Origin of the sequence: Pseudomonas sp. NFACC02, assembly GCF_900110765.1 — a bacterium.
Lineage (GTDB): Bacteria > Pseudomonadota > Gammaproteobacteria > Pseudomonadales > Pseudomonadaceae > Aquipseudomonas.
Genome location: NZ_FOEO01000064.1, coordinates 1 through 21,963, shown reverse-complemented (window position 1 = coordinate 21,963; position 21,963 = coordinate 1). Strand labels below are relative to the sequence as shown.

Genomic DNA, 21,963 nt, shown 5'->3' with positions numbered 1-21,963 from the left:
CGCCCCTCCGGCGGGTCACTTTTGAAAAGGCACCAAAAGTAACCAAAAGTGCCCGGCTCCTGGCTTGGCCCTCGTTCCTCGGGTTCCCGCACTCCGACGACGCTCCGTGGGCCCGCGCCGAACGGGCATCCATGCCCTGACGGCGCTCTCGCGGCATCCATGCCGCTCGACCCACTGCGCGTCATCTGCGTTTGGCCTGCACCCAAGTCGCGATTTGTGGTGTCTGGACTGTCGCGCATATGAACAGCGCGGGCTGGAGCTAGCGCTCCTCGCTTTCTTTGATGCGTGCATCAATCGTCCGCGCTGCATTCTTAACTGTAGGAGCGTGGCTTGTCCCGCGATCTGCCGCGCAGCGGCAGCAAAATCAGACGACCCGGTTGTACCTGACACACCGCATGCATCGGTTTTGCTGCCTGTTCCCGGCAGATCGCGGGCAAGCGCGCTCCTACGCCTTGCAGGCAGAAGCGGTGTCTCGATAAACCCAAGATCGTGATCTGGCAGTATGCCGCGTGCTGCTGAATCACGCTCAAACTGTAGGAGCGCGCTTGCCCGCGATCTGGCGCGCAGCGGCAGCAAAATCAGGCGACCCGGTTGTACCTGACTCTCCGCATGCACCGGTTTTGCTACCGGTCCCCGGCAGATCGCGGGACAAGCCGCGCTTACGCCCTGCGGGCACAAAAAAGGCGTTCATCTTGCGATGACCGCCTTTCTTTTCACTGCACGACTTCTAATCGGGGAAGTGCCAGATCACTCCGGCAGTTTGTAGGCAATGATGTAGTCGCCCATGCGGGTGCCCAGCGAACCGTGGCCGCCCGCGACGATCAGCACGTATTGCTTGCCGTCCTTGCCGGTGTAGGTCATCGGGGTTGCCTGGCCGCCTGCTGGCAGGCGCCCGGCAAACAGTTCTTTACCGGTTTTCACATCATAGGCACGCAGGTATTGGTCCAGCGTACCGGCCAGGAAGCCAACACCCCCTGCCGTCACGATCGAACCCCCCATGCTCGGCACACCGACGGGCAGGCCGATAGGCACTGGCGTGTTGTCGCGGGTGGTGCCGTTCTTGTGCTTCCAGATCACCTGGTTGGTGGTCAGGTCGACGGCCGCAACGTTACCCCACGACGGGGCCTGGCATGGGATGCCGAGTTGCGACATCAGTGGGTGCATGATCACCGCGTAGGGCGCGCCGGTGTTCGGCTGCACGCCGCTGGTCTCGCTTTCACGCTTGCTGCCGGCCTCCACTTTGGCGCGTGGCACCAGCTTGGAAACGAAGGCCATGTAGTTCGGGCTGGTGAACATCAGCTGACGCACTGGATCGACCGACACGGCGCCCCAGTTGAACACACCGACGTTGCCTGGGTAGATGATGCTGCCCTGTTCCGACGGAGGCGTGTACTGGCCTTCATAACGCAGTTCCTTGAACTGGATGCGGCACAGCATCTGGTCGAACGCGGTGGCGCCCCACATGGATTTTTCAGTCAGCTCAGGTGGCAGCATGTTCAACTGCGAACGCGCCTGAGTCGGTGAAGTGTGGTCGCCTGGCGCGGCACCGGTCGGCGCCGGGACTTCGTCGATCGGCACGATCGGGGTGCCGTCGCGACGGTCCAGCACGTACAGACTGCCTTGCTTGGTCGGCTGAATCACGGCCGGCTTCACGCCGTCCCGGGTTTTCAGGTTGATCAGCGTTGGCTGGCTCGGTACGTCCATGTCCCACAGGTCATGGTGCGTGAACTGATAGTTCCAGCGCACTTTGCCGGTGTTGACGTCCAGCGCGACCAGACCGGCACTGTATTTCTCGGCGCCTGGCGTACGGTCGGCGCCGTACTGGTCAGGCATCTGGTTGCCCAGCGGCAGGAACACCAGACCCAGTTTCTCGTCGACACTGGCCAGCGACCACATGTTCGGCGCGTTGCGCGAGTAGAACTGGTCAGCCGCGATGGGCGCGGTGGCGTCCGGGTTGTTCGGATCCCAGTTCCACACCAGCTTGCCGTCGTGTACGTCGTAGGCACGGATCACGCCCGATGGCTCGTTCGTCGACTCGTTGTCGGTCACGTGGCCGCCAATAATGATCAGGTTACGCGTGATCGCGGCGGGAGAGGTGGAGTAGTACCCACCGGCCGTGAACGGGCCGATGTTGGCGCGCAGGTCGACCGCGCCTTTGTTGGCAAAGTCCTCACAGACCTTACCGGTGTCGGCGTTCAGCGCGATCAGACGGGCATCGGCGGTCGGCAGGTAAAGACGACGCGGGCATGACGTTGCAACCGCCTGGCCAGCGCTGGACAGCGTGGCCGCTGGCGCGCCGACGTCGGATTTGGCGTAGGCAGCTTCGTCGTAGTACGAGACGCCGCGGCAGGTCATGTGCGCCCAGCCGGTGAAGTTCTTGGCGCCTTCCTTCGAGAGCTGCGGGTCGTACGACCAGATCGTCTTGCCGGTGTCAGGGTCCAGTGCCAGCACCTTGCTGTGAGGTGTACAGGCGTAGATCATGCCGTTGACCTTGAGCGGGGTGTTTTCGTTGGTCAGCTCGACCGGGTCCTCAGCCGTTGGCAAATCGCCGGTCTGGATGCGCCAGGCTTCCTGCAGCTTGCCGACGTTTTCCGGGGTGATCTGCTTCAGCGGCGAATAGCGATTGCCGTGCTCGGAACGGCCGTACGCCTGCCAGTCGCCATCGGGCATCGGCTGCGGATCGTAGGCCACGCCTGCGTCGTCACGGTCCAGCGTGCCTTTGATTTCACCCGGGCTGGTGAACTGGCTGGCCAGTGCAGTCAGACCGGCCAGGACCACGGCGATGCTCAGAGCAACGGTCGGCATGCCGCCTGGCTGGCCGCGCAGCAGAGGGCGACGGAACCATGGCAGCAGCATGACAATGCCGAGGACGAACCACAGCGACAGACGCGGCACCAACTGCCACCAGTCCAGTCCGACTTCCCAGAGCGCCCAGACCGTGCTCGCGAACAGCACCAGCGCAAAGAGACCCAGGGCCGAACGGCGCCCCATGATCAGCAGCACACCGGTGATGACGAAGCCGATACCGGTCAGCAGGTAGTACAGCGACCCGCCCAGTGTCAGCAGTTTGATACCCCCGGCCAGCAAAGCCAGGCCCATCACCAGAATCACCAGACCGAGCAAGCTCGGCAGCAAGCGACCCTTACCGAAAGCACCGTCAGTGCTCATAGTGTCGTACTCCGTAAAGATTGTGTGGTTGACGCTTTGTTCTTTTCGTTTGATCGACTCGAACCGTGCGAATCCGCTTCTTTCACGCTAGTTCCTGAAACGGGATTCAGAAAGCCTGAATAAGCCGATCAGAACGAAGATTGAATCTTCAGTCCGGCCACCACCGCGTCATCGACCTGATTCACGCCGCCCGGATGACGGATGAATTGCAGGTTGGGACGCACGGTCAGCCAGTTTGTCAGGTGAACGCCGTAGTACAGCTCGGCGTTGTATTCGGTGTCCTGAACGGGCAGAAAGGCCGGGTCGTTGTCGTCCGACACGCCGTCGGCCTGGTTGCGCAGATGGGTGTTCTTGCGATAGGCCGGGTTGACATGAATGCGGCTCACAGCCAGGCCGAGATCATCTTGTGGACGCGCATCGAACGGACCTTTGTAGGTCGCGCCCACGGCCACGAAGTTGTCGATCATGTTGGTTTTCTTGTCGTGCAGCGTGCCGTTGGCGAACAGGCTCAGCCCGCGGCTGCTGTCACTGGACAGGCGGGTGACCTGCTGGCGCAGGGTCAGCCACATGCCGTGTTTGCTGGAGGACGTGGCGTAGTCTTCGCCGCTCAACGCGGCATAACGACCGTTGCTGTCCTTTGAGACATCGCTGCTGTCGGCGGTGCTGTAGTAATAGCCGAGGCGGTATTCGCCCGGCAGGTCGTTCACTTTCGGGGACCAGACCAGCTCCACCGGCAACACCGCACCCTGGGTGCCGCTGCCGCTGAGCTTGAAGTGGTTGTCGTTCTCCAGGTTCGACGGGTTCTGCTCGAAGGCGCCGATCTGTACGAACAGCTCGGGGTTGATCTGGTATTTGACGCGCATCGCCCACTGGCTGATCGGCCAGTTGTACCAGATGCCGCCGCCCCAGTTGCCGACTTGCGAGCCACAGAACGCCAGGTTCTGGAAGTCGCACGGGAAGGTGTTGAAGTCTTCACCTTCGTTGAAGCGACCGACCTTGATGCTCAGTTGCTGATCGAGGAATTCCTGCTGGTACCACAGGTCGGTCAGGCGCGTGACATTGCCACGGCCCCAGACTTCCTGGGACGAGGAGAGGGTGCCGACGCGCGGGTCGGAAACGCGGTCATTGCTGATGTTGTCGCCATTGCGATTGGTCAACGTCAGCTGGAATTCGGCGTCATGCCAGCCGAGGATTTTCCGCAGGTCCAGGTGCGCGCCAAGGGCGAACTGGTCGCTGTAGCGAGTGGCCTTGTCGTGGTTATAGCCGCCGTGCAGGTTCGAGCCGACTTCAACGACCGTGTCGGCTTTGAAGTCGTAACCCTGTTGCGACAGCTCAGTGCGCTTGCCTCCCCAATCCCCCAGCATCCACGGCGATTCGCTGTCAAAAGCCGGTGCGGCCTGAACGCAGGCGGCAAGACCAAGGGTGGCCAAGGCTGCACCCTTTACTGCGAGTAGGCGGGCAGTGGAAGCAGGACGTTGTGGATGTTCGGACATGGGCGCAGAGTTCTTTTCGGGTTATTTGAAAGCACAACGAAACGCTGCTCGCGGCACGCTGTTAACGCGCGGCAAGGGGTTGAATAAGTGACGAATTAAACGTTTCAGCGTTAAGCGGCGCGATGATAGGGCCCTAACGATCTTTTAAACAGTCGAATTTGCGACATGATTAGTTACTATTTTAGTAACAGTCGGGAAATGTGAGGTAGCGCTATCCCGCAGGTTTTATAGGGGTTTTGCGATTGATACGGCTCTGCGATAAGTCGGCCATCGTTGCGATGGCCGTACAGATGAACGCCGAGCAGGAAGGTGACCGTGTTGAGGGAGCGAACTTGCCGCGAAGGTACAGATAGGGGTGATACACCGTTGTATCTTCCACCTCTTCGCGAGCAAGTCTGCTCCTCAGGTGTTTCATTCCCGCCGGTCAGGCCAACGCATCAGAACGTCGTACGCAAGCCGACTTCGATACTTCGTCCTTGAGCCGGCGCGATGTCGCGCAGGATGGAGCTGGCGTAGCGCACGGTCTGGTTGGTCAGGTTTTCGCCGTTGACGAATGCAAGCCACTGGCTGCCACCCAGGTCGAATGTGTACCCGGCGCTGGCACCCAGCGTGGTGTAGCCATCGGTGCCGGTTTCGTTATCGGGAACACGACCTTGGGACGCGGCATGTTCAATATCGATCCGCGCCTGCCACTTGTCCAGCGCCCACAACAACCCGCTGTTCAGACGCAACGGCGCGATACGGGGCAACGGTTCGCCGGTGTCCAGGTTTTTGGCGCGAGTGTAATCGCCTGACAGTTCCAGTGCGAACGTCCCGTAGCGGCTCTCGCCCAGTTTCCAGTGGTCCTGCGCCTCGAACCCAGCGAACCGCGCGCGTACACCGGAGTAGGTGTATTCCGGAATACCGTCTACGTCTTCTTCTCCGTCGTCATTCAGCGTACGACCTGTTCCCAGCAGACCGATGTAATTGGAGAAGTGACTGTAGAAAACACCAAAGCTGCCTTTATGCGTGCCGTTATCGAAACGCAGCGCCAGGTCGCTGGAAACGGCTTTTTCTTTCGACAGATCAGCGTCGCCCACCTCGTAGGTCCCGGTCGCGACATGCGCACCGTTGGCGTAAAGCTCGTAGAACGTCGGTGCCCGCTCGGTATAACCCAGCGTGGCAGCCAGCGACCAGACGGGCGTCAGCGTGTAAACCGCGCCCGACGACAGGCTGCTCGCCGTGAAGCTGCTCGAACGATCCGCATTGGCGAAGCGCTCTTTGCCTTGGGCGTCGGGGTCAACGGTGGTGTGTTCCAGGCGTCCACCCAGGCTGAGTTTGAGGCGGTCGGTAGCCTGCAGTTCTTCAAGAATGAACAGCGCACCCGCGTCCGTATCGGTCTGCGGGACAAAGGCTTCTTCACCCAGTGCGGAGAACTCGCTGCGTGTCACTTGCGCACCGACGACGCCGCTCAGCGGGCCGATGGGCTGATGCCGGGCTTCGACGCGAGCCTCGTAGCCCTTGTTCTTGAACGTCGTGCCGACCTCGCCGTCCTCGATTTCCATGTGCTTGTATTCGGTGTAACCGGCGTCGAGCTTCACCGAACTGAAAGGGCCGGACAGATTGCGGATTTCCGAGGCGAACGCGTAGTGGTCCTGCTTCATGCGGATGCGCACGTCCTGCTCGGCGGGCGACCCGTAATTGGAGTCGTAATGGGTGTAGGAAAGCCCGGCATAGCCATCTTCCCACGTATAGGAACCGCCGATGGCGCCGCCGTCCTGACGTCCGTCGCTGTTGAGCAAACGATGTTTCTTGTCATCACCCTCCGGATCGCGTGCGCGTTCATCGGCGGTGCGGGCATACCCCGGAATTTTCAAGTCGTTGAATTCGCGGGCGTTGGCGTCCAGATGCAGGGCGAAGGTTCCATTGCCGGCCTCCAGCTTGCCCGCGCTGCTGCGCGTGGTATCGGCGCCGCCATAGCGCAGTTCGCCCGCGCCGTGGATGCCTTCGATGGCCTCGGTCGGGATGCGATTGTCGAACGTGTTGACCACGCCTCCGATGGCGCTGCCGCCGTACAACAAGGCAGCAGGGCCGCGCACGATTTCAATACGGTCGACGTTGACCGGGTCCAGCGGCACGGCGTGATCGTAAGACAGCGATGAGGCGTCCAGTGCGCCAACCCCGTTACGCAGCAAGCGGATGCGATCCCCATCCAGCCCGCGAATGATCGGGCGACTTGCACCGGGTCCGAAGTAAGAGGAAGACACGCCCGGCTGTTTGTTGAGGGTCTCTCCAAGGCTGCCTTTTTGTTGCAGCGTCAGATCGTCTCCAGTTAGCACCGTGCTTGGCGATGCGAGTTGATCGCTGCCGAGTGGATTGGCGGTGATGGTCTGTTGTTCGAGTTCGATCGCATGGACTTGCGAGGCCACGAGCAGCGCAGTGGTCAGCGGCGTCAGGCGCCAGAGTCGGGAATGGGAGGAGCGGGACATGCAGCGTTTTCCTTGGCAGGGTGAGGCTCAATGAGTGTTTTATAGTGTTATAACATAACAATAAAAATGCAATCATTTTGGAATCCAGCTTCGTTGTGACTACGCTTCCTGTAGGCGGGACATCCTTTGCGCGGGAACAGAGGCGCACTCGAGCCCTTCACACTGGACAACGCCTCCGTTAAGGTGCGCACCTCGCGACAACGTGTCCCTTCATCGAGCGCAAAAAGGCCCGGCATGACCACACCCCACAACAACCCGCTGCATGGCGTGACGCTGGAGCAGATCCTTAACGCGCTGGTCGAGCACTACGAGTGGTCAGGGCTGGCGGAGCGCATCGATATTCGCTGCTTCAAGAGCGACCCCAGCATCAAGTCGAGTCTCACGTTTCTGCGCAAGACACCTTGGGCGCGTGAGAAGGTCGAAGCCCTGTACGTAAAACTGGCACGCACCAAACGCGGGTGATTGCCCGCCGTTCGAACCCCTTCAAGGACTGAGAAAGATGCACAGCCAAACGGCGCCTCTGGCGCCAGGGCAACGCCGCTACGCCACCGCTGGCGCAATGCTTGGCTGGTTCGCCCTGGCGGTGCAGCTGTATTTGATCCTATGGGGACGCTGGACCGATCAGGCCAGTCTGCTGGGCGGGCTGGTGCGGTTTTTCAGTTTCTTCACCGTGTTGACCAACACCCTGGTCGCCGTGGCGCTGACGTGCGCGATCACCGAGCGCCATGGCGCCGCGCACCGATTCTTCCGTTCCCCTCGTGTGTGTGCGGGCATCACCACCAGCATTCTTCTGGTCGGCATCGCGTACAACCTGCTGTTGCGTCACCTCTGGGCGCCGGAAGGCTGGCAGTGGCTCGCTGACGAACTGCTGCACGACGTCATGCCGCTACTGTTTGTCGGTTATTGGGGGGTGTACGTTACGAAAGGGACGCTGCGCCCGAGGCACGTCCTGGCGTGGATCGCGTATCCTGCGGTGTACTTCGCCTGGCTGCTGTTTCGGGGAAATGCCTTCGGCGATTACCTGTACCCGTTTCTGGACATCGGCACCCTGGGCCTTGGCAAGGCACTGATCAACGCATCGGGCGTGTTGGCGGGGTTTGTGGGCATCGGCCTGATGATCGTGCTGATCGACACCCTCATGGCGCGTCGCGTTCGGAGCCGCTAGGCCTGCGCAGGCTTCGACCGCGAAGGCCTGCATGGCACGCGTCATCACGCCTCGTCGGTATCGGCCAGACGCCAGTAACCCGCCGCTTTCACGGCCGCCTCATCAAGCTTGAACTCGTCGAGCAGCACCCGGCGAACCTTGCGCGACAACGCGGATTCAGTCGCCACCCACGCATACAAATCCCCTTGGGGCAGCGTCAATTGACGGGTCGCGTCCACCAGACTCTGGTCGCCTCGTAACACCCAGATCACCTCGACCTGCGCGCGGCTTGCCAGCGCCTGGCGCTCGGCAGCGTCTTCGATTTCAACCACCACCAGCGCACGGCGATTGGGAGCCAGTTCTTCCAGGCGCCGAGCGATGGCAGGAAGGGCGGTTTCATCGCCGATCAGCAGGTAGCTGTCGAACATGTCCGGTACGATCATCGAGCCCCGTGGGCCTGCAATGTAGAGGCTCTGTCCGACAGCCGCCTGCGCCGCCCATGTTGCGGCCGGGCCATCGCCGTGCAGCACGAAGTCGATGTCCAGCTCTCCCGACGTCGGGTCATAGCGGCGGGGCGTGTAGTCACGCATGGCTGGCTTTGGGCCGTCTGCATTCGCGCCGGGCATGAAGTTGTCCAGCGCCGCCTGTTCTTCTGGCGTGGTGGCGAACAGCAGTTTGACGTGGTCATCGGTGCCCAGGCTGATGAAGCCGTCTAGCTCCGGTCCGTGCAGGGTCACGCGGCGCATACGTGGCGTCAGGTCAGTGACACGCAACACTTCCAGTTTGCGACGCTTGATTTCATGACTGACGCGATGAATCGATTGCTGTGAATTCATACGGATTTCTCCGGCCGATTGTGAGGGCCATCGGCGACGGCTTTGGCGGTTTCGTTCAACAGATCGCGAACGCGGATGATTTCTTCCGGGCTCCAGCGACCGTGGTGCATCTGCAGGGCGTGCCGGAGGTTGTGCACAGCCTCGTGAATTTCCGGAGGGCGATCATGGCCGCGCAGCGAGCGCTTGCTGACCTCGATGCGCATCTTCACGCCATCCAGCGCCACGGCGTGCTCAATCAGATGCTCTTGGCCGGCCGGGGTGATCCGATAACGCTTTTTGCCACCCTCTGCGTCGCCGGTGATCAGCTCGCTTTCTTCCAGAAAGGTCAGGGTGGGATAAATCACCCCAGGGCTTGGGCTGTAGGCACCGTCAAACAGGCCTTCAATCTGGCGAATCAGGTCGTAGCCGTGGCAAGGCTGATCGGCAATCAGCGCCAGAAGCAGCAGTTTCAGGTCGCCGGGCGCGAACACCCTAGGCCCGCGTCCACCGCGTTCCCGACCCGGGCGTTTTTCAAAACCATCGCGGCCGTCGCCGTGGTCACCGAAGTGAGGGCGGTGGTGATGGGGGTGATCGTGTGAATGGTCTCTCATCTTTTTTCATCTCTCGTTACACGTTAGATATACCTTAAGATATATCTTAATATGCCTGCAAGACAGTTAAAGACGAACGGTTCTTGTTTGTGCAGGTGCGCGGGCGGCGGCTGACAGACATGCGGGAGGGATTTCGTGGGAAACGCAGGATTAGCGAAGGCTGGCCACTTGCATTGCCGCTGGCGCCTTGCACTGAGTGAACGTGCCGGGCTCCAGATAGCGGTTGAGGATCGGCGCCATCCCCTTGAGCACCTGGACAGGCAGCGCCGAGGTGAACTTGAAGCTTTCGGCCGCGCGGCCCGGCACGTACGCCGTCAACGTGCCGTAATGGTTGTCGCCGATGTAAAACACGAACGTCGCGGTGCGGTTGATCGCCTTGGACGCGAGCATGCGCCCGCCGGAACCGAAGCTTTCGATGCGGTTGTCACCCGTGCCGGTCTTGCCGCCCATGGCCAGCGTGGTGCCGTCCTGCAATTTGAAGCTACCCGATACGCGCCTGGCGGTGCCCGCGTCTACCACCTGTGACAGCGCTTCGCGCATCGCGGTCGCGACCTCTGAAGGCATTACGCGTTTGCCCGGTTCGGGGTTGTTGGTCAGCCGTGTTTCGTAGGGGGTGCCGGTGGCGAATTGCAGACTGTCGATGCGCAGGACCGGAAGCCGGACGCCGTCGTTCTGGATGATCCCGATCAGCTCGGCCAGCGCGGCTGGCCGGTCGCCCGAGCTGCCGATGGCAGTGGCCAGGGAAGGGACGAGATGATCGAAGGGATACCCCAGCCGTTGCCAGCGTTGATGAATGTCGAGGAAGGCTTCGATCTCCAGCATGGTGCGGATGCGGCTGTCTCGAGCACTCTTGTGCCGGCTTTTGAACAACCAGCTGTACACCTCTTGACGCTCGAAGCGGCTGGCGGCGACAGCGTCCTTGAATTTTGCATCAGGGTTCTGCAACAGGTAGCCCACCAGCCACAGGTCCAGCGGATGAACGCGGGCGACGAAGCCTTGATCCGGCAGGTCGAATTTGCCCGGACCGTAGGCGTAATACAGCGCATCGAGACGCTTTTCACTCAGCGGTGGTTGGCGCTTGTCCGCGACGACATGGGCACGAACGAACGCGTTGAACGCGCTTTGGCTCGCATCAGGCAACAAATAGCGGTGCACCGCCGCCAGGCGGCTGGCAGACGGATGGACGCCGTCGAGGAACGTGTCCAGCCGGTCCTGCGTCGTCTTGTTCTTGTAGCGGTTCCAGAACCTGAGCAGGAAGGACGTCCCCTCGCGATCGGCAAAGTCGGCCAGGTATTCCTGACGCCTCGGGTCGCTGTCGTCCTTGAGCAGCACGGCGCTGTTGTTCGGCCCTTGATAGGTCGTGTAGCGCACCACATCGCGCATCAGACGAATGAACGGCAGGTTGATCGATTCGCGCAACGCATCGCGAAGCGTCGGAATGCGCTCATTGTCTTCGCGGCGAAAATTATTGAAGTGGTGCATGCCGCCTCCGGTGAAGAACGATTCGCCAGGGCTGGCGGAATATGTGCGGTCCAGCGCCGCCGAGAGCATTTTCGACAGGTCGCGGTCATTGTGCTGAATCAGGTAATCCACTGCCCAGCGACTCAGTCGGTCAGGCTCCTCGACGGTGACTTTCCTGAGCTCCGCGTTGTTCATGCCCGCGTATTTATCGTGAATTTCCGAGATGATTTGCAGATACGTCGTCAGCACCCGCATCTTTGCGGTCGAGCCCAGTTCCAGCTTGCTGCCTTCGTTGATATCGAACGGCTGGTCAGTACTGTCGGTCTGCACGCGGACCCGGGAGCCATCGGCGTCACGCTCGAACAGCGTGAAGCTGTAGCGCACCGCCTGAGTGCTGGCCGGTGTCAGAAGATGCTCCCCGAGCAGGCCCAGCTTTGCCGCGTATTCCGGGTTCGCCAAGTCGCGCAGGTATTGGCCGACGCTCTGTTGCAGTTCGCTCTGCAGGGTGCTGGTGGCCGACAGGTCGAGGCGATCAAGGTCGTAAAGCGGCCTGCCGAGCATATTCGACAGGCGCGTGCGAGCGACCGTGATCCCTTTGTTGGTCTCGACCAGTTGCACGGTCGGCTGCTGAACCCAGTCACGATAGGTCACGGTGGCGCCCAACGCCGCGTCTGCCAGCGCAGGGTCGATCACCTTGTTCTGCGCCAGCAGACGGAGGTGGCTGTCGGTCAGGTCGGCCAGCTCTTTACGTCCCTTCGCCAGATAGTGCGAAGGCCGGCGCTGGGCGATGACCAGCGACAGGACTTCACGCAGGGCCAGACCTTTGGCTGCCAGGGTCTTCGGGTCGTTGTCGGGCGATGCTAGCAACTGATTGGTCCGGTCAAAGTCGGCGCCGTACCAGACGCGCAGACCTTCGGCCATGCCATGTACCTCGCCGTGCCCGGGCACCGCCGACAGCGGCACGCTGTTGAGGTAGTCGCGTACCACGCGTTGCCGGGCTTCCAGCGTTTGTGGGCCGGCTTGATAGGCGCGCACGCTGGCGGAAATCATCTGACGTATTTTCTCGCCACCGGACTGCGTCAGGCCATCGGGCGAGTGACGGTATTTCTCCAGTTGGGTGGCCAGCGTGCTCCCGCCCGCCGACTGTCCGGGCAGGCCAACCAGCTTCGCCACCTGCGACACAGCGGCCTTGAGAAAGCGTGGCCAGTCCACCGCCGGGTTGGCCAGCGGGTGCTTGTTGTCCAGCAAGTCACGGTTCTCGATGAACAGCAGGCTGTTGACCACCACGGGCGGAATGGACGCGAAGGTCGGGTATAACTGCTGCGGGTAGGTGAACTGATACAGCGCATCGCCCCGGCAATCGGAGAGGGTCAGGCCGGCCTGACTCTTCTCTTCATAGGGCACGAAGAAGCCACGCTTGACGTAGGAAACAAGCTCGGGAGAGAAGCGAGATTGCTCGGTGATCCGATAGTCGCGTTTGAGCAGTCGGGGCAGAAACTCGCCCAACGAGGAATAGCCAAGGCGTTTATCGAACGGCCCGTCTCCAGGGTAAATAATCGCGTCGCTCGGTCCGGGCTCCATGGTGTAAGTCAGATCATGAGCGAATTGGCTGAACTCACGTGCCTGGAGCCTGGAACTGCGGGTTTCCGTCGCCACGGCAAATCCCAGGATCACCAACGCCAATAGCACCAGGCCCACCAACAAGCGCCATAGATACCGCTTGCGGGCTGGGCTTGCCGGCGTGGGTACATCCCCCTGACTGTCAGCCTTGACCGCAGCCTTCTTCTCGTCTGAATCCCACAAAGCGCCCATATCGTTGGCCCGGTTAAACCTGTTAATCGCACCTGACTACAAGCTTAGACGCTGCGCGGTGAGGGTGGAAAAATTGTGAATTTTTCTCTGTGGTGGGACCGGCCGCGCACGATCCACTTTGGTTTCGAAAACGAATCAACGTTTGCCCATCCTTGAACTGCAATGATTTGTAGGATCTTCTGCTTTTAATTACTGCCATTGACTTGAGTGTAACGACGCTATTACGTCCAGTTATCCAGTAGGAGAATACCAATAGCAAAAAGGAAGACGTATGGACAATTTGACGATGTTAAATAAGTCGGGCAAATTCACGCTGGCGACATTGGCTTGCTGTATTTCGCTGAGTGCAAATTCGCAAACTGTATCTCAGACCCAAGCACACAGTTTCGGCGTCCGAGAGAACATCTCGGAGGGAGGGCGTGAAGCTCAGGATTATGTGAGCTACGACCGCGGAATGAACACTTGGAGGGGCTACTATTACCAAGGAGGGTATCTCTTCACTAATTTGCTATCGGGAAGCGCAGAGAGCGAAGTTACGAACCAGGATGTCAGGTCGTTTGGACATATTTGTAAGCAGCGACTCATCAATAGTGTGGCTGGATAAATCTGGATGATTGAAGGCTTGGCAGTCTGATGGCCGCCAGGCCTTTAAATCGTTAGTCAGACGGTTTCGGTTATAAATGGGGTTTTGCGCATCGCTCGATACCGGATTTGCTCGTTGAAAGCTCGCTCCATGTCCTCACTTGTTAAGACTGCACTATAGTCAATGAGGTGGTCCATTTCTCCGTTGTCCAACTGATAGCGAGAGAGGAAACCCGTTTTGTCATGCTTGGCCAATAGCGTCGAAGCTTCCATATGCGCCATCAGATTTTCTTTGAAACCGCGAAGCTCACCGAGTTGCTCTGTCAACCATACTTTTTCTGACTGGGTAAGGTTGTTATGCGGGTCCAGAATCCTGAAACTGCCTGACGCATCCACGGTGAAGCCAAAGTTCTTGGACGCCAGTTCGGGATTGATTTTAGAGAGCCGCTCTCTAAAATCTCGGTATAGGCTTTTTGCTACTTCTAACGCTACTGCCCCATCAATTTTTTTTATCGAAAGATAGACCTCCATGGATTCCACGTTTTCGAGATTAGGCTCGGACAGCCAAGGCTTATCGTCGTCAATCCCCATCTCTACGACCGCAGGTTCTGGCGAGCGAGTTTCTGCCGATTGATGCAGACCAGCCTTTTCCTTGTCCGCCGGGCGTAAGAGCGGGCCGCTGCTCAGAAGATTGATATCCATTTTTTCCTCACTGATTTATCCATCCTTCCCGCGTAACGGCCGTATGCGAAAAATCTTTGCCTGATAAACCAGTAGGAAACTTCCGAAGATACCTCTCACTGCGACCCCGTTCTCAAACCTTCACCACCTGCCCCACATTCGGGCTGCCCAGCCGTTTGTTCAGTTCCAGCCAGTTGGATAACAGCAGCATCAGTCCCAACCCCAGCAGCGCGGTGATGACGCGCATTTGCCACACATCGCCTGCCAGCGCATTCACGCCGTCGGCCAGTGGCGCCAGCAGCACGCCCAGGCAGAAGATTTCCAGCGAGTAACGGCCCATGCGGCAGGTTTGCCGGGCAGGCCAGTTGTCCAGCCACGTCATGGACGCTGGCAGCGATTTGGCGACCACATAGACCAGCGCCACGAAATGCAGCAGCCGCAGTGGCGACAAGTCGGTCTTGCTGATCGGGTAGATCAGGTCGGTGAACGCTTTGGGCAGCAGCGCATCGTGGATGTCGGGGAATTTCCAGAGGAAGGTGATGGTGCCGGCAATCAGCAAGTAGATCGCGGCCAACACAAACAACGGCTGTTGCCATATCGGGCGCACGTTCGAGCGTAGGCTCGAAGGTCGCTGGGTGGACATTGCAAAGGCCCCGCCGAGGACGAAGATCAATTGCCACGCCACCGGGTTGAAATACCAGTAACCGCCGCCTTCATAGGCTCGCAGGTTCCAGCCGAACAACGGCACCATCATGTACATCGCGATCGACAGGGTGACGGCCAGCGCTACGTTGCGCAGCATGATCGGGAGGATTAGCGGCAGGGCGCCCATCAAGAGGATGTAAAGCGGCAGCGGGTCGGTCAGGTTGGGCTTGAAGCGCAACAACAGCTCGTCAGCGAGCGCCTGTTGTGGGTTGCCGACGAAATATTCGAGTCCCATTTCGCGCACCATGTCCCGGGTTTCGACATGGTTGTTGGCGACGAAGACGATGCCCATCAGCAAGGTCAGCAGGAAAATGTGCGCCACGTACAGCACCCAGGTACGGCGCAGGATCCTGAGGCAGGCGACGACAAAACCGTCGCGCTCGACCACGCGCCCATAGGCCAGCACGGCGGCATAACCCGCGAGGAATACGAACACCTCGGCGGCGTCGCTGAATCCGAAATTGCGCAGGGTCAGTTGTGCGAAAGGGTTGTCCGGTACGTGATCCCAAAAAATGAAGATCAGCGCCAAACCTCGAAAGAAGTCGATTCGATGGTCGCGTCCGTTCGTCATGACGGTGGGGCTCTTGCAAGTCTGTTTAAAGAAGAGGGCCGCGCGCGGCCTTGGTTCCACGCCGCCAGCGGGCGCTGATCGGCGGCGCGCAGGGTGGCTGTTTCACGGGGGAAAAGCAAAAGGGGGGTATTACAGAATGTCTCAGATTTACAGGCACCGTTTGCACGGTGCGAGATGCAAGCGGCCATGCCCGCTGCGGCGACCTCGAAATCGCCGCAGTGGGCAGTCGGTGTGTTATGCGATCAGATCAATCAATCTCATTGGGCTCAAAGCTATCCGCCCGCGCCATGCGCCACATGCGCGAGTAGAAGCTGTCGTCAACCACGCCGTTGAGCAACTGCCCGGGTTGCAGGAACACATGGGATTGGGAGAACAATTGAACCTCGGTGGTCGACATGCGACGCACCAGGTGCTTGGCTTCCAGCTGATCAGGTGAATCGAGGCCGGCCGCCGCGAGCATTTCCGCCAGGGCGTGAAGCGTGTTTCGGTGGAAGTTGAAGACACGCTGAGCCTTGTCCGGGACCACCAGAGCGCGTTGGCGCAGCGGGTCCTGCGTGGCGACGCCGGTCGGGCATTTGTTGGTGTGGCAGCTTTGCGACTGAATGCAGCCGATGGCGAACATGAAGCCGCGCGCCGAGTTGGCCCAGTCGGCGCCGATGGACAGCACGCTGGCGATGTCGAAGGCGCTGACGATCTTGCCGCTGGCGCCCAGCTTGATTTTGTCGCGCAGGTTCACGCCGATCAGCGTGTTGTGCACGAACAGCAGGCCTTCGCGCATCGGCACGCCCATGTGGTCGGTGAACTCGACCGGCGCTGCGCCAGTGCCGCCTTCGGTGCCGTCGACCACGATGAAGTCGGGCAAAATGCCGGTGTCCATCATCGCCTTGACGATCCCCATGAACTCCCAGGGGTGACCCAGGCAGAACTTGAAGCCCACCGGCTTGCCGCCAGACAGCTCACGCAGTTGCGCAATGAACTGCATCATCTCCAACGGTGTGGAGAAGGCGCTGTGACGGGAGGGCGAGATGCAGTCTTCGCCCATGGGGATGCCACGGGTATCGGCGATTTCCTGCGTGACCTTGTGCTTGGGCAAGATGCCGCCGTGGCCGGGTTTGGCGCCCTGACTCATCTTGATCTCAATCATGCGGACCTGCGGGTCCTGCGCTTGTCTGGCAAAACGCTCAGGGTCGAAACGGCCATCTTCGGTGCGGCAGCCAAAATAACCGCTGCCCAGTTCCCATGTCAGGTCGCCGCCGTTTTCGCGGTGGTAAGGGCTGATACTGCCTTCGCCGGTGTCATGGGCGAAGTTGCCGAGTTTGGCGCCTTTGTTCAGCGCCCGGATCGCATTGGCGCTGAGCGAACCGAAGCTCATGGCGGAAATGTTGAAGATCGAGGCCGAGTACGGCTGCGTGCATTGTGGACCGCCGACTGTGACCCGGAACTGGTCAGGATCCGCCAGCGGTGCCGGGCGCATGGAGTGGCTGATGAACTCGAAACCGGTTTGATAAACGTCGATCAGGGTGCCGAAGGGTTTGTCGGCCGATTCATTCTTGGCCCGTGCATAGACCAGCGAACGCTGCGCGCGGGAGAAGGGCAGGGCGTCGCTGTCGGACTCCAGCAGATACTGGCGGATTTCCGGGCGGATCGTTTCGACGGCGTAGCGGATGTTGCCCAGGATCGGGTAGTTACGACGAACCGAGTGCGGTACCTGAATGAGGTCGAAAATACCGATCAGGCTGAGGATCGCCGTCGTGAGCGTGAATGGCCAGAGCCATTCCTGGTAGAGAAACGGGAGGCTCAGCAGGGTGAACAACACGCAACCAACGAAAAAGGCGTAGCGACTTAGAAGAGACAGGCTCATAGGCAATCCTGGGTCTTAACGGTTGAGGGGAGAGACGCTGTGCCGCGCCTTTTTTTCGGCAAGACTTTCCTGGACCTCAAGCGCTCTGCGCCTGAAGAAAAATCGAAAACAGTTCCGACTGCGATTTGATTCCGAGTTTGCTGTACATGTGTTTTTTGTGAACGCGCACGGTTTCGGCGGAGATGTCCAGTTTGCGTGCGATCTCCTTACTCGAACAGCCGCTGAGCATCAAACGGCCTACGTCCAGTTCGCGCGCGGTCAGCTGAGCGCCACGACTTTGCTGCACCGAGGCCTCCAGTTGCGTGCGCCAGTCGGTGCTCGGTAACGGAGCAGTGACAGGTTCGTCATCGGACACAGAGTAGGCGAGCTCAAAAGCAACGCGCTGACGCAACAGGGCAATCACCCACGGTTGGACCATCGACAACAATGCGATCTGCTCTGCGCTGAAACGTCGGGTCGAGCCCAGCGAAAGGCAAAGGGTGCGGTCGCCGTCGAGCTGGCAATTGAACTGGATTTCGTCGGCCACCACATTCAGACGAAAGTATCGCTGGTAATACTCGGTGAGTTCGAAGTGCTCCGGCGCCACTTCAGCCAGCCGGAAAAGGCCGCTTTGCGAGCGCTCGCGGCTGGCAATATAAAACGGATCGAGCAGGTACAGACCTTTCAGGTAGTCCTGAAACAACGTGTCGGGACTGCCGTCATCGGCGGGGCATTCGGCGAAGACCTGAGGCCGTTCTCCCGAGCTGAACTGCAGGGCCACCCAACTATCGAAGGTCACGTATTGATTGAGCAGCCGCACCAGCTGGGCCCAGAAGTTGGGCCGGTCGAGCGCTTCGATCAACTGCGCGACCGAGCGATGCCAGGCCATGTCCTGAAGTGCGATTGTCATGATCTACCCCTATTGGGTTACTACAGCTGCGTAATACCCCGTAACACTTGCTGATGCGCATACTGCCCGTAGAGCCAATGATCAGGCCAGCATTTTGTGCCGATCAGCATCGTGCCTCGATAAGGAGAACTCATGAAGGTCGAATTTGCCCAGATGACGGGTCAGGACAATGGCACCCGCCATAACCTGGAACGCGCGCTCAGTGCGATCGCCGCCTGCGCCGATGGCACCGCGTTGATCGTATTTCCGGAAACGCATCTGATGGGCTTTCCCTCCTGCGAAACCGTCGCACAGGTCTCAGAGCCCCTGGACGGCCCAACCGTTCAGGCCGTGTTACAGGCCGCTCGTGCGCGAAATGTCTCGGTCGTCATCGGCATGGCCGAAAGTGACGACGGTCGTTTTTACAACACCACGGTATTGATTACGCCGCAGGGTATTGCGCTGCGGTATCGCAAGACGCACTTGTGGGCTTCCGATCGCGGCGTGTTCACGCCCGGTGATCGGTATGCGACGTGTCTGTGGAACGGCGTGCGCGTTGGCCTGTTGATTTGCTACGACATCGAGTTTCCTGAGTCGGCCCGCGCGCTGGCGCAACTGGGTGCTGATCTGATCATCGTGACCAACGGCAACATGGACCCCTACGGCCCGACCCATCGCACCGCGATCATGGCGCGTGCCCAGGAAAATCAGGCGTTCGCGCTGATGGTCAATCGCGTGGGTGAGGGCGATGGCGGACTGGTCTTCGCCGGTGGCAGTGCGCTGGTCGACCCGTTTGGCACGCTGCTGCAGGAAGCCGGTCGCGAAGAATGCCAGTTCAGCGCTGAGCTCGATCTAGGCCAGTTGCAAGCGGCACGCCGCGACTATCGCTATCTGGACGATCAACGCCTGCGTCTGCCGGGCGACGTCATCGAGCACACCAACGGTGTACGTGAACTGATGATTCCGAAAAACGCATAAAAAAGCAGTACCGGGCGAGTGTCGTTGCGACGAATTTTCGCCCGTCCCAATAAAAAGAAATGCCTTTGTTCTGCCGAACTTTTCTCTGCCATAAAACTTATAAATTCGGAGTAGTCGCTCATGGCTCGTTTGCAACGCACCCTTTCACTAGGGTCGGTGGTGCTGTTCGGCATCGCCTACATGACCCCCATCATCGTGCTCGGGACCTTCGGCATCCTGGCGCAATCCACAGGCGGTATGGTGCCAGCTTCCTACCTCGCGGCATTGGTGGCGATGTTCTTCACCGCCATGAGTTACGGCCGCATGGCAGCGGCTTACCCGGTTGCAGGTTCGGCCTACAGCTATGTGCGCAAGGCCATCAGCCCGAAGCTGGGTTTTATCGCGGGCTGGGCCGTGCTGCTTGACTACCTTTTCCTGCCGATGGCGATCTGGTTGATCGGCGCTGCCTACCTGGGGTCGGCGTTTCCCTCGGTACCGCAACCTGTCTGGGTGCTGGCCTTCATCGTCGTGACCAGCCTGATCAACATCGTAGGCTTGAAACTGGCCAACACCGTCAACGCGTTGTTGATGATCGTGCAGTTTCTGGTATTGGCGGCCTTTGTCGTGTTGTGCATCCACTACATCGGAGGCGATGCACGCACGCCGCTGTGGACACTGACGCCGTTCTTCAACGGTGACATGCAGATGCCGCTGATCATGAGTGGCGCTGCGATTGCCTGTTACTCGTTTCTGGGTTTCGACGCGGTCAGCACCCTGACCGAAGAAACCAAAGACCCACGCAGGACCATTCCCAAAGCGATCATGCTGATCACATTGATCGGCGGGTTGATTTTCGTCAGTGTGTCCTACTTCGTGCAGCTGGCGCATCCGTCCGCGCAGTTCGAAAACGTTGATTCCGCGGCCTACGAAATTGCCCGCAATATCGGCGGCGACCTGTTCGTGACGATCTTCCTGATCGGCTTGATCGTCGGCCAGTTCGCTTCGGGGCTTTCGGCCCAGGCCAGCGGTTCGCGTCTGCTTTATGCGATGGGACGTGACGGTGTGTTGCCCAAATCATTTTTTGCGGGGTTGAGCGAGCGGTTCGGGACGCCCATCAACAGCATCCTGCTCTGCGCGGTGGTGGCGTTGCTTGCCTTGAAACTGGATGTGACCACATCGACTTCGTTCATCAACTTCGGTGCGTTTCTGGCGTTCAGCCTCGTCAACCTCTCGGTGATTTTCCATTACTGGATTGCAGGGGAGAAACGCGGTCTTCGCGAGGTGTTGCTGTTCCTGATCTGCCCGCTGATCGGCCTGTTGGCTGATGTGTGGTTGATGGTCAGTCTGGACAAACTGGCGATCATGCTCGGCGTGAGCTGGCTTGTGCTGGGCTGTATCTACCTGGGCTGGCTCACCGGCGGTTTCCGTCGTCAGCCGCCTGAAATGGATTTCCAGGAAGCGGTGTGATCAGGGCGCGGGGCGCGGCGTGATGGCGCGCCCCAGCATTCTTAGGTGACCTCCCGTCGATTAGATAACCTATTGAAAACGTCAGATGCGCGTTACAGACCCATGAGACGCTCCTGGGCTTCATGCGTCTGGTCGACCATCCTGTAGATGGCTTCCTGTCCTTCAGCGGTGCAGCGGCGAATGTCCTGGATCAGTTCTGCTTCCTTGGGAGACAGCGCGATGTAGCCCCACTCGCAGGCCCAGCGATCAAAGGCTTCGCGAGAGTCCACGGGGAAGGTTTCGTCGCCGGCTTCGTTCAACGCGTGTATCAGCGGCTCCAGCTTGTCCGTCAGTGCATCACGGTCAATCTGGCTGTCCGCCTCCTGCACGAAACGCTCGACAGCATTCAGCGCGCTCCGGGCATCGATCAGACGCATGTGGCCGGGGATGCTCATTTCATATCGATCGATCATTGGCATTGCACAACTCCCTGGTGGTGATTTTTCATTCCGTTCCCGATGGGGCTCGGGGGTGCTTTTGCAGCGGCGCGAACCTTATAGGCACTTCCGGCGGGAGCAAAGTCCAAAGTTGTAACGGTTACAAAAAAGTGGTGAGTTGAACTTTCTCTTATTGTTACTGTATAACGTATTACATGATCATCTAAATCTGGAGACTGCCATGAAACCCGATATCCATCCCGACTACCGTCAGGTTCTGTTTCACGACACCGCCGCCGATGTCTATTTTCTGATCGGATCGACGGTCGACACCGACCGCACGCAGAAGCATTCCGACGGTAATACCTATCCGTACGTTGCGCTCGACGTGTCCAGCGCTTCGCACCCGATGTACACCGGTCAGCAACGCAAGACCACCACGGAAGGCCGTATCGCGGGCTTCAACAAGCGGTTTGCGGCGTTTGGGTCGGGTGCCAGGAAGGCCGAGTGACCGAAAGGCAGATCCCGCGCTTTGGGTGTCGTTTATCGATGACCCGGGGCGCGGGATTTTTTTTGGCTGTTCTTTTTATTGGGGGGGGCGTGTATCCGGTTCATTGGGTAGCGCTGCTGAAGGGGGGCTGTCTGGAGGCCGAAATGTTCCGCCTGCGGCGAGTGACTTGATAACCCTCACGTAACCAAGGCGACCCGGTTGTACCAGACGCTCCTTGGTTTTTGAGGTTCGCGGTTGGTGGGGTTCGTTGGGTTTGTTGGGTTTGGCATTGGGATTGTGAGCAGATCCATTATCTCGGGTGGCGCCGATTCACCTTTCCGCCCCTCCGGCGGGTCACTTTTGAAAAGGCACCAAAAGTAACCAAAAGTGCCC

At 59.6% G+C, this 21,963-nt stretch carries 16 protein-coding genes; 5 read left to right on the top strand and 11 right to left on the bottom strand.

All coding sequences use genetic code 11. From position 1 onward, the window contains the following. Positions 1 to 747 precede the first annotated feature (747 nt). The 3 genes from BMY73_RS26625 to BMY73_RS26615 form a co-directional block, all read right to left on the bottom strand. Positions 748 to 3,168 carry a glucose/quinate/shikimate family membrane-bound PQQ-dependent dehydrogenase gene (locus BMY73_RS26625; protein WP_092410867.1) on the bottom strand — a complete coding sequence of 807 codons (2,421 nt, stop codon included), beginning with the start codon at positions 3,166 to 3,168 and terminating at the stop codon, positions 748 to 750. Positions 3,169 to 3,296: 128 nt separating this feature from the next. Further along, positions 3,297 to 4,661: a carbohydrate porin gene (locus tag BMY73_RS26620; protein WP_092410865.1), complete on the bottom strand. Its 1,365-nt coding sequence runs from the start codon at positions 4,659 to 4,661 to the stop codon at positions 3,297 to 3,299. 437 nt (positions 4,662 to 5,098) lie between these two features. Then, positions 5,099 to 7,129 carry a TonB-dependent receptor gene (locus BMY73_RS26615; RefSeq protein WP_092410863.1) on the bottom strand — a complete coding sequence of 677 codons (2,031 nt, stop codon included), beginning with the start codon at positions 7,127 to 7,129 and terminating at the stop codon, positions 5,099 to 5,101. Positions 7,130 to 7,363: 234 nt separating this feature from the next. Between BMY73_RS26615 and BMY73_RS26610 the strand changes: the two genes are divergently transcribed. Together BMY73_RS26610 and BMY73_RS26605 are read left to right on the top strand one after the other, a co-directional pair. Then, on the top strand, positions 7,364 to 7,591 hold the full coding sequence (locus BMY73_RS26610) for a VF530 family protein (RefSeq protein ID WP_062388148.1): 228 nt from the start codon (positions 7,364 to 7,366) through the stop codon (positions 7,589 to 7,591). Between the two features lie 37 nt (positions 7,592 to 7,628). Beyond that, positions 7,629 to 8,294: a Pr6Pr family membrane protein gene (locus tag BMY73_RS26605; protein WP_092410861.1), complete on the top strand. Its 666-nt coding sequence runs from the start codon at positions 7,629 to 7,631 to the stop codon at positions 8,292 to 8,294. Positions 8,295 to 8,338: 44 nt separating this feature from the next. On the opposite strand, the gene BMY73_RS26600 is transcribed toward BMY73_RS26605, so the two are convergent. The 7 genes from BMY73_RS26600 to BMY73_RS26565 all read right to left on the bottom strand — a co-directional run bounded on the left by BMY73_RS26600 (position 8,339) and on the right by BMY73_RS26565 (position 18,261). After that, a complete protein-coding gene (locus BMY73_RS26600; RefSeq protein WP_092410859.1) occupies positions 8,339 to 9,109 on the bottom strand; it encodes a siderophore-interacting protein in 771 nt (256 codons plus the stop codon). Next, positions 9,106 to 9,699 (bottom strand): PadR family transcriptional regulator, encoded by a 594-nt coding sequence (locus tag BMY73_RS26595; protein WP_092410857.1) that lies wholly within the window; start codon positions 9,697 to 9,699, stop codon positions 9,106 to 9,108. The genes BMY73_RS26600 and BMY73_RS26595 overlap by 4 nt, the downstream gene beginning before the upstream one ends. Before the next feature lie 150 nt (positions 9,700 to 9,849). After that, positions 9,850 to 12,972 (bottom strand): transglycosylase domain-containing protein, encoded by a 3,123-nt coding sequence (locus BMY73_RS26590; RefSeq protein ID WP_092410855.1) that lies wholly within the window; start codon positions 12,970 to 12,972, stop codon positions 9,850 to 9,852. A gap of 660 nt (positions 12,973 to 13,632) precedes the next feature. Then, positions 13,633 to 14,256, bottom strand: coding sequence for a hypothetical protein (locus BMY73_RS26580; protein WP_092410851.1), 624 nt, complete (start codon positions 14,254 to 14,256; stop codon positions 13,633 to 13,635). 112 nt (positions 14,257 to 14,368) lie between these two features. Next, the gene (locus BMY73_RS26575) at positions 14,369 to 15,511 is read right to left on the bottom strand and encodes an OpgC domain-containing protein (RefSeq protein ID WP_092410849.1); all 1,143 of its coding nucleotides are present in this window, start codon (positions 15,509 to 15,511) and stop codon (positions 14,369 to 14,371) included. 247 nt (positions 15,512 to 15,758) lie between these two features. Continuing rightward, positions 15,759 to 17,372, bottom strand: a complete 1,614-nt coding sequence (locus BMY73_RS26570; RefSeq protein ID WP_092410847.1) for an FMN-binding glutamate synthase family protein — start codon at positions 17,370 to 17,372, stop codon at positions 15,759 to 15,761. Between the two features lie 76 nt (positions 17,373 to 17,448). After that, entirely contained in the window at positions 17,449 to 18,261 is an 813-nt protein-coding gene (locus BMY73_RS26565; protein ID WP_092410845.1) for a helix-turn-helix transcriptional regulator, read from the bottom strand. A 132-nt stretch (positions 18,262 to 18,393) separates the two neighbouring features. On the opposite strand from BMY73_RS26565, the gene BMY73_RS26560 reads away from it, so the two are divergent. Together BMY73_RS26560 and BMY73_RS26555 are read left to right on the top strand one after the other, a co-directional pair. After that, a complete protein-coding gene (locus BMY73_RS26560; RefSeq protein WP_092410843.1) occupies positions 18,394 to 19,218 on the top strand; it encodes a carbon-nitrogen hydrolase family protein in 825 nt (274 codons plus the stop codon). A gap of 120 nt (positions 19,219 to 19,338) precedes the next feature. Further along, positions 19,339 to 20,664: an APC family permease gene (locus BMY73_RS26555; RefSeq protein WP_062388124.1), complete on the top strand. Its 1,326-nt coding sequence runs from the start codon at positions 19,339 to 19,341 to the stop codon at positions 20,662 to 20,664. Positions 20,665 to 20,756: 92 nt separating this feature from the next. Here BMY73_RS26555 and BMY73_RS26550 read toward each other — a convergent pair whose 3' ends face one another. Continuing rightward, positions 20,757 to 21,122 carry a hypothetical protein gene (locus tag BMY73_RS26550; RefSeq protein ID WP_092410841.1) on the bottom strand — a complete coding sequence of 122 codons (366 nt, stop codon included), beginning with the start codon at positions 21,120 to 21,122 and terminating at the stop codon, positions 20,757 to 20,759. 199 nt (positions 21,123 to 21,321) lie between these two features. Here BMY73_RS26550 and BMY73_RS26545 point away from each other — a divergent pair, with 199 nt between their 5' ends. After that, positions 21,322 to 21,591 (top strand): type B 50S ribosomal protein L31, encoded by a 270-nt coding sequence (locus BMY73_RS26545; protein WP_062388118.1) that lies wholly within the window; start codon positions 21,322 to 21,324, stop codon positions 21,589 to 21,591. The last annotated feature ends 372 nt before the right edge of the window (positions 21,592 to 21,963 follow it).

Excerpts from the sequence above, each read along its gene's own strand:
- BMY73_RS26625 (WP_092410867.1), bottom strand. The coding sequence starts at position 3,168 with ATGAGCACTGACGGTGCTTTCGGTAAGGGTCGCTTGCTGCCGAGCTTG.
- BMY73_RS26620 (WP_092410865.1), bottom strand. The coding sequence starts at position 4,661 with ATGTCCGAACATCCACAACGTCCTGCTTCCACTGCCCGCCTACTCGCA.
- BMY73_RS26615 (WP_092410863.1), bottom strand. The coding sequence starts at position 7,129 with ATGTCCCGCTCCTCCCATTCCCGACTCTGGCGCCTGACGCCGCTGACC.
- BMY73_RS26610 (WP_062388148.1), top strand. The coding sequence starts at position 7,364 with ATGACCACACCCCACAACAACCCGCTGCATGGCGTGACGCTGGAGCAG.
- BMY73_RS26605 (WP_092410861.1), top strand. The coding sequence starts at position 7,629 with ATGCACAGCCAAACGGCGCCTCTGGCGCCAGGGCAACGCCGCTACGCC.
- BMY73_RS26600 (WP_092410859.1), bottom strand. The coding sequence starts at position 9,109 with ATGAATTCACAGCAATCGATTCATCGCGTCAGTCATGAAATCAAGCGT.
- BMY73_RS26595 (WP_092410857.1), bottom strand. The coding sequence starts at position 9,699 with ATGAGAGACCATTCACACGATCACCCCCATCACCACCGCCCTCACTTC.
- BMY73_RS26590 (WP_092410855.1), bottom strand. The coding sequence starts at position 12,972 with ATGGGCGCTTTGTGGGATTCAGACGAGAAGAAGGCTGCGGTCAAGGCT.
- BMY73_RS26580 (WP_092410851.1), bottom strand. The coding sequence starts at position 14,256 with ATGGATATCAATCTTCTGAGCAGCGGCCCGCTCTTACGCCCGGCGGAC.
- BMY73_RS26575 (WP_092410849.1), bottom strand. The coding sequence starts at position 15,511 with ATGACGAACGGACGCGACCATCGAATCGACTTCTTTCGAGGTTTGGCG.
- BMY73_RS26570 (WP_092410847.1), bottom strand. The coding sequence starts at position 17,372 with ATGAGCCTGTCTCTTCTAAGTCGCTACGCCTTTTTCGTTGGTTGCGTG.
- BMY73_RS26565 (WP_092410845.1), bottom strand. The coding sequence starts at position 18,261 with ATGACAATCGCACTTCAGGACATGGCCTGGCATCGCTCGGTCGCGCAG.
- BMY73_RS26560 (WP_092410843.1), top strand. The coding sequence starts at position 18,394 with ATGAAGGTCGAATTTGCCCAGATGACGGGTCAGGACAATGGCACCCGC.
- BMY73_RS26555 (WP_062388124.1), top strand. The coding sequence starts at position 19,339 with ATGGCTCGTTTGCAACGCACCCTTTCACTAGGGTCGGTGGTGCTGTTC.
- BMY73_RS26550 (WP_092410841.1), bottom strand. The coding sequence starts at position 21,122 with ATGCCAATGATCGATCGATATGAAATGAGCATCCCCGGCCACATGCGT.
- BMY73_RS26545 (WP_062388118.1), top strand. The coding sequence starts at position 21,322 with ATGAAACCCGATATCCATCCCGACTACCGTCAGGTTCTGTTTCACGAC.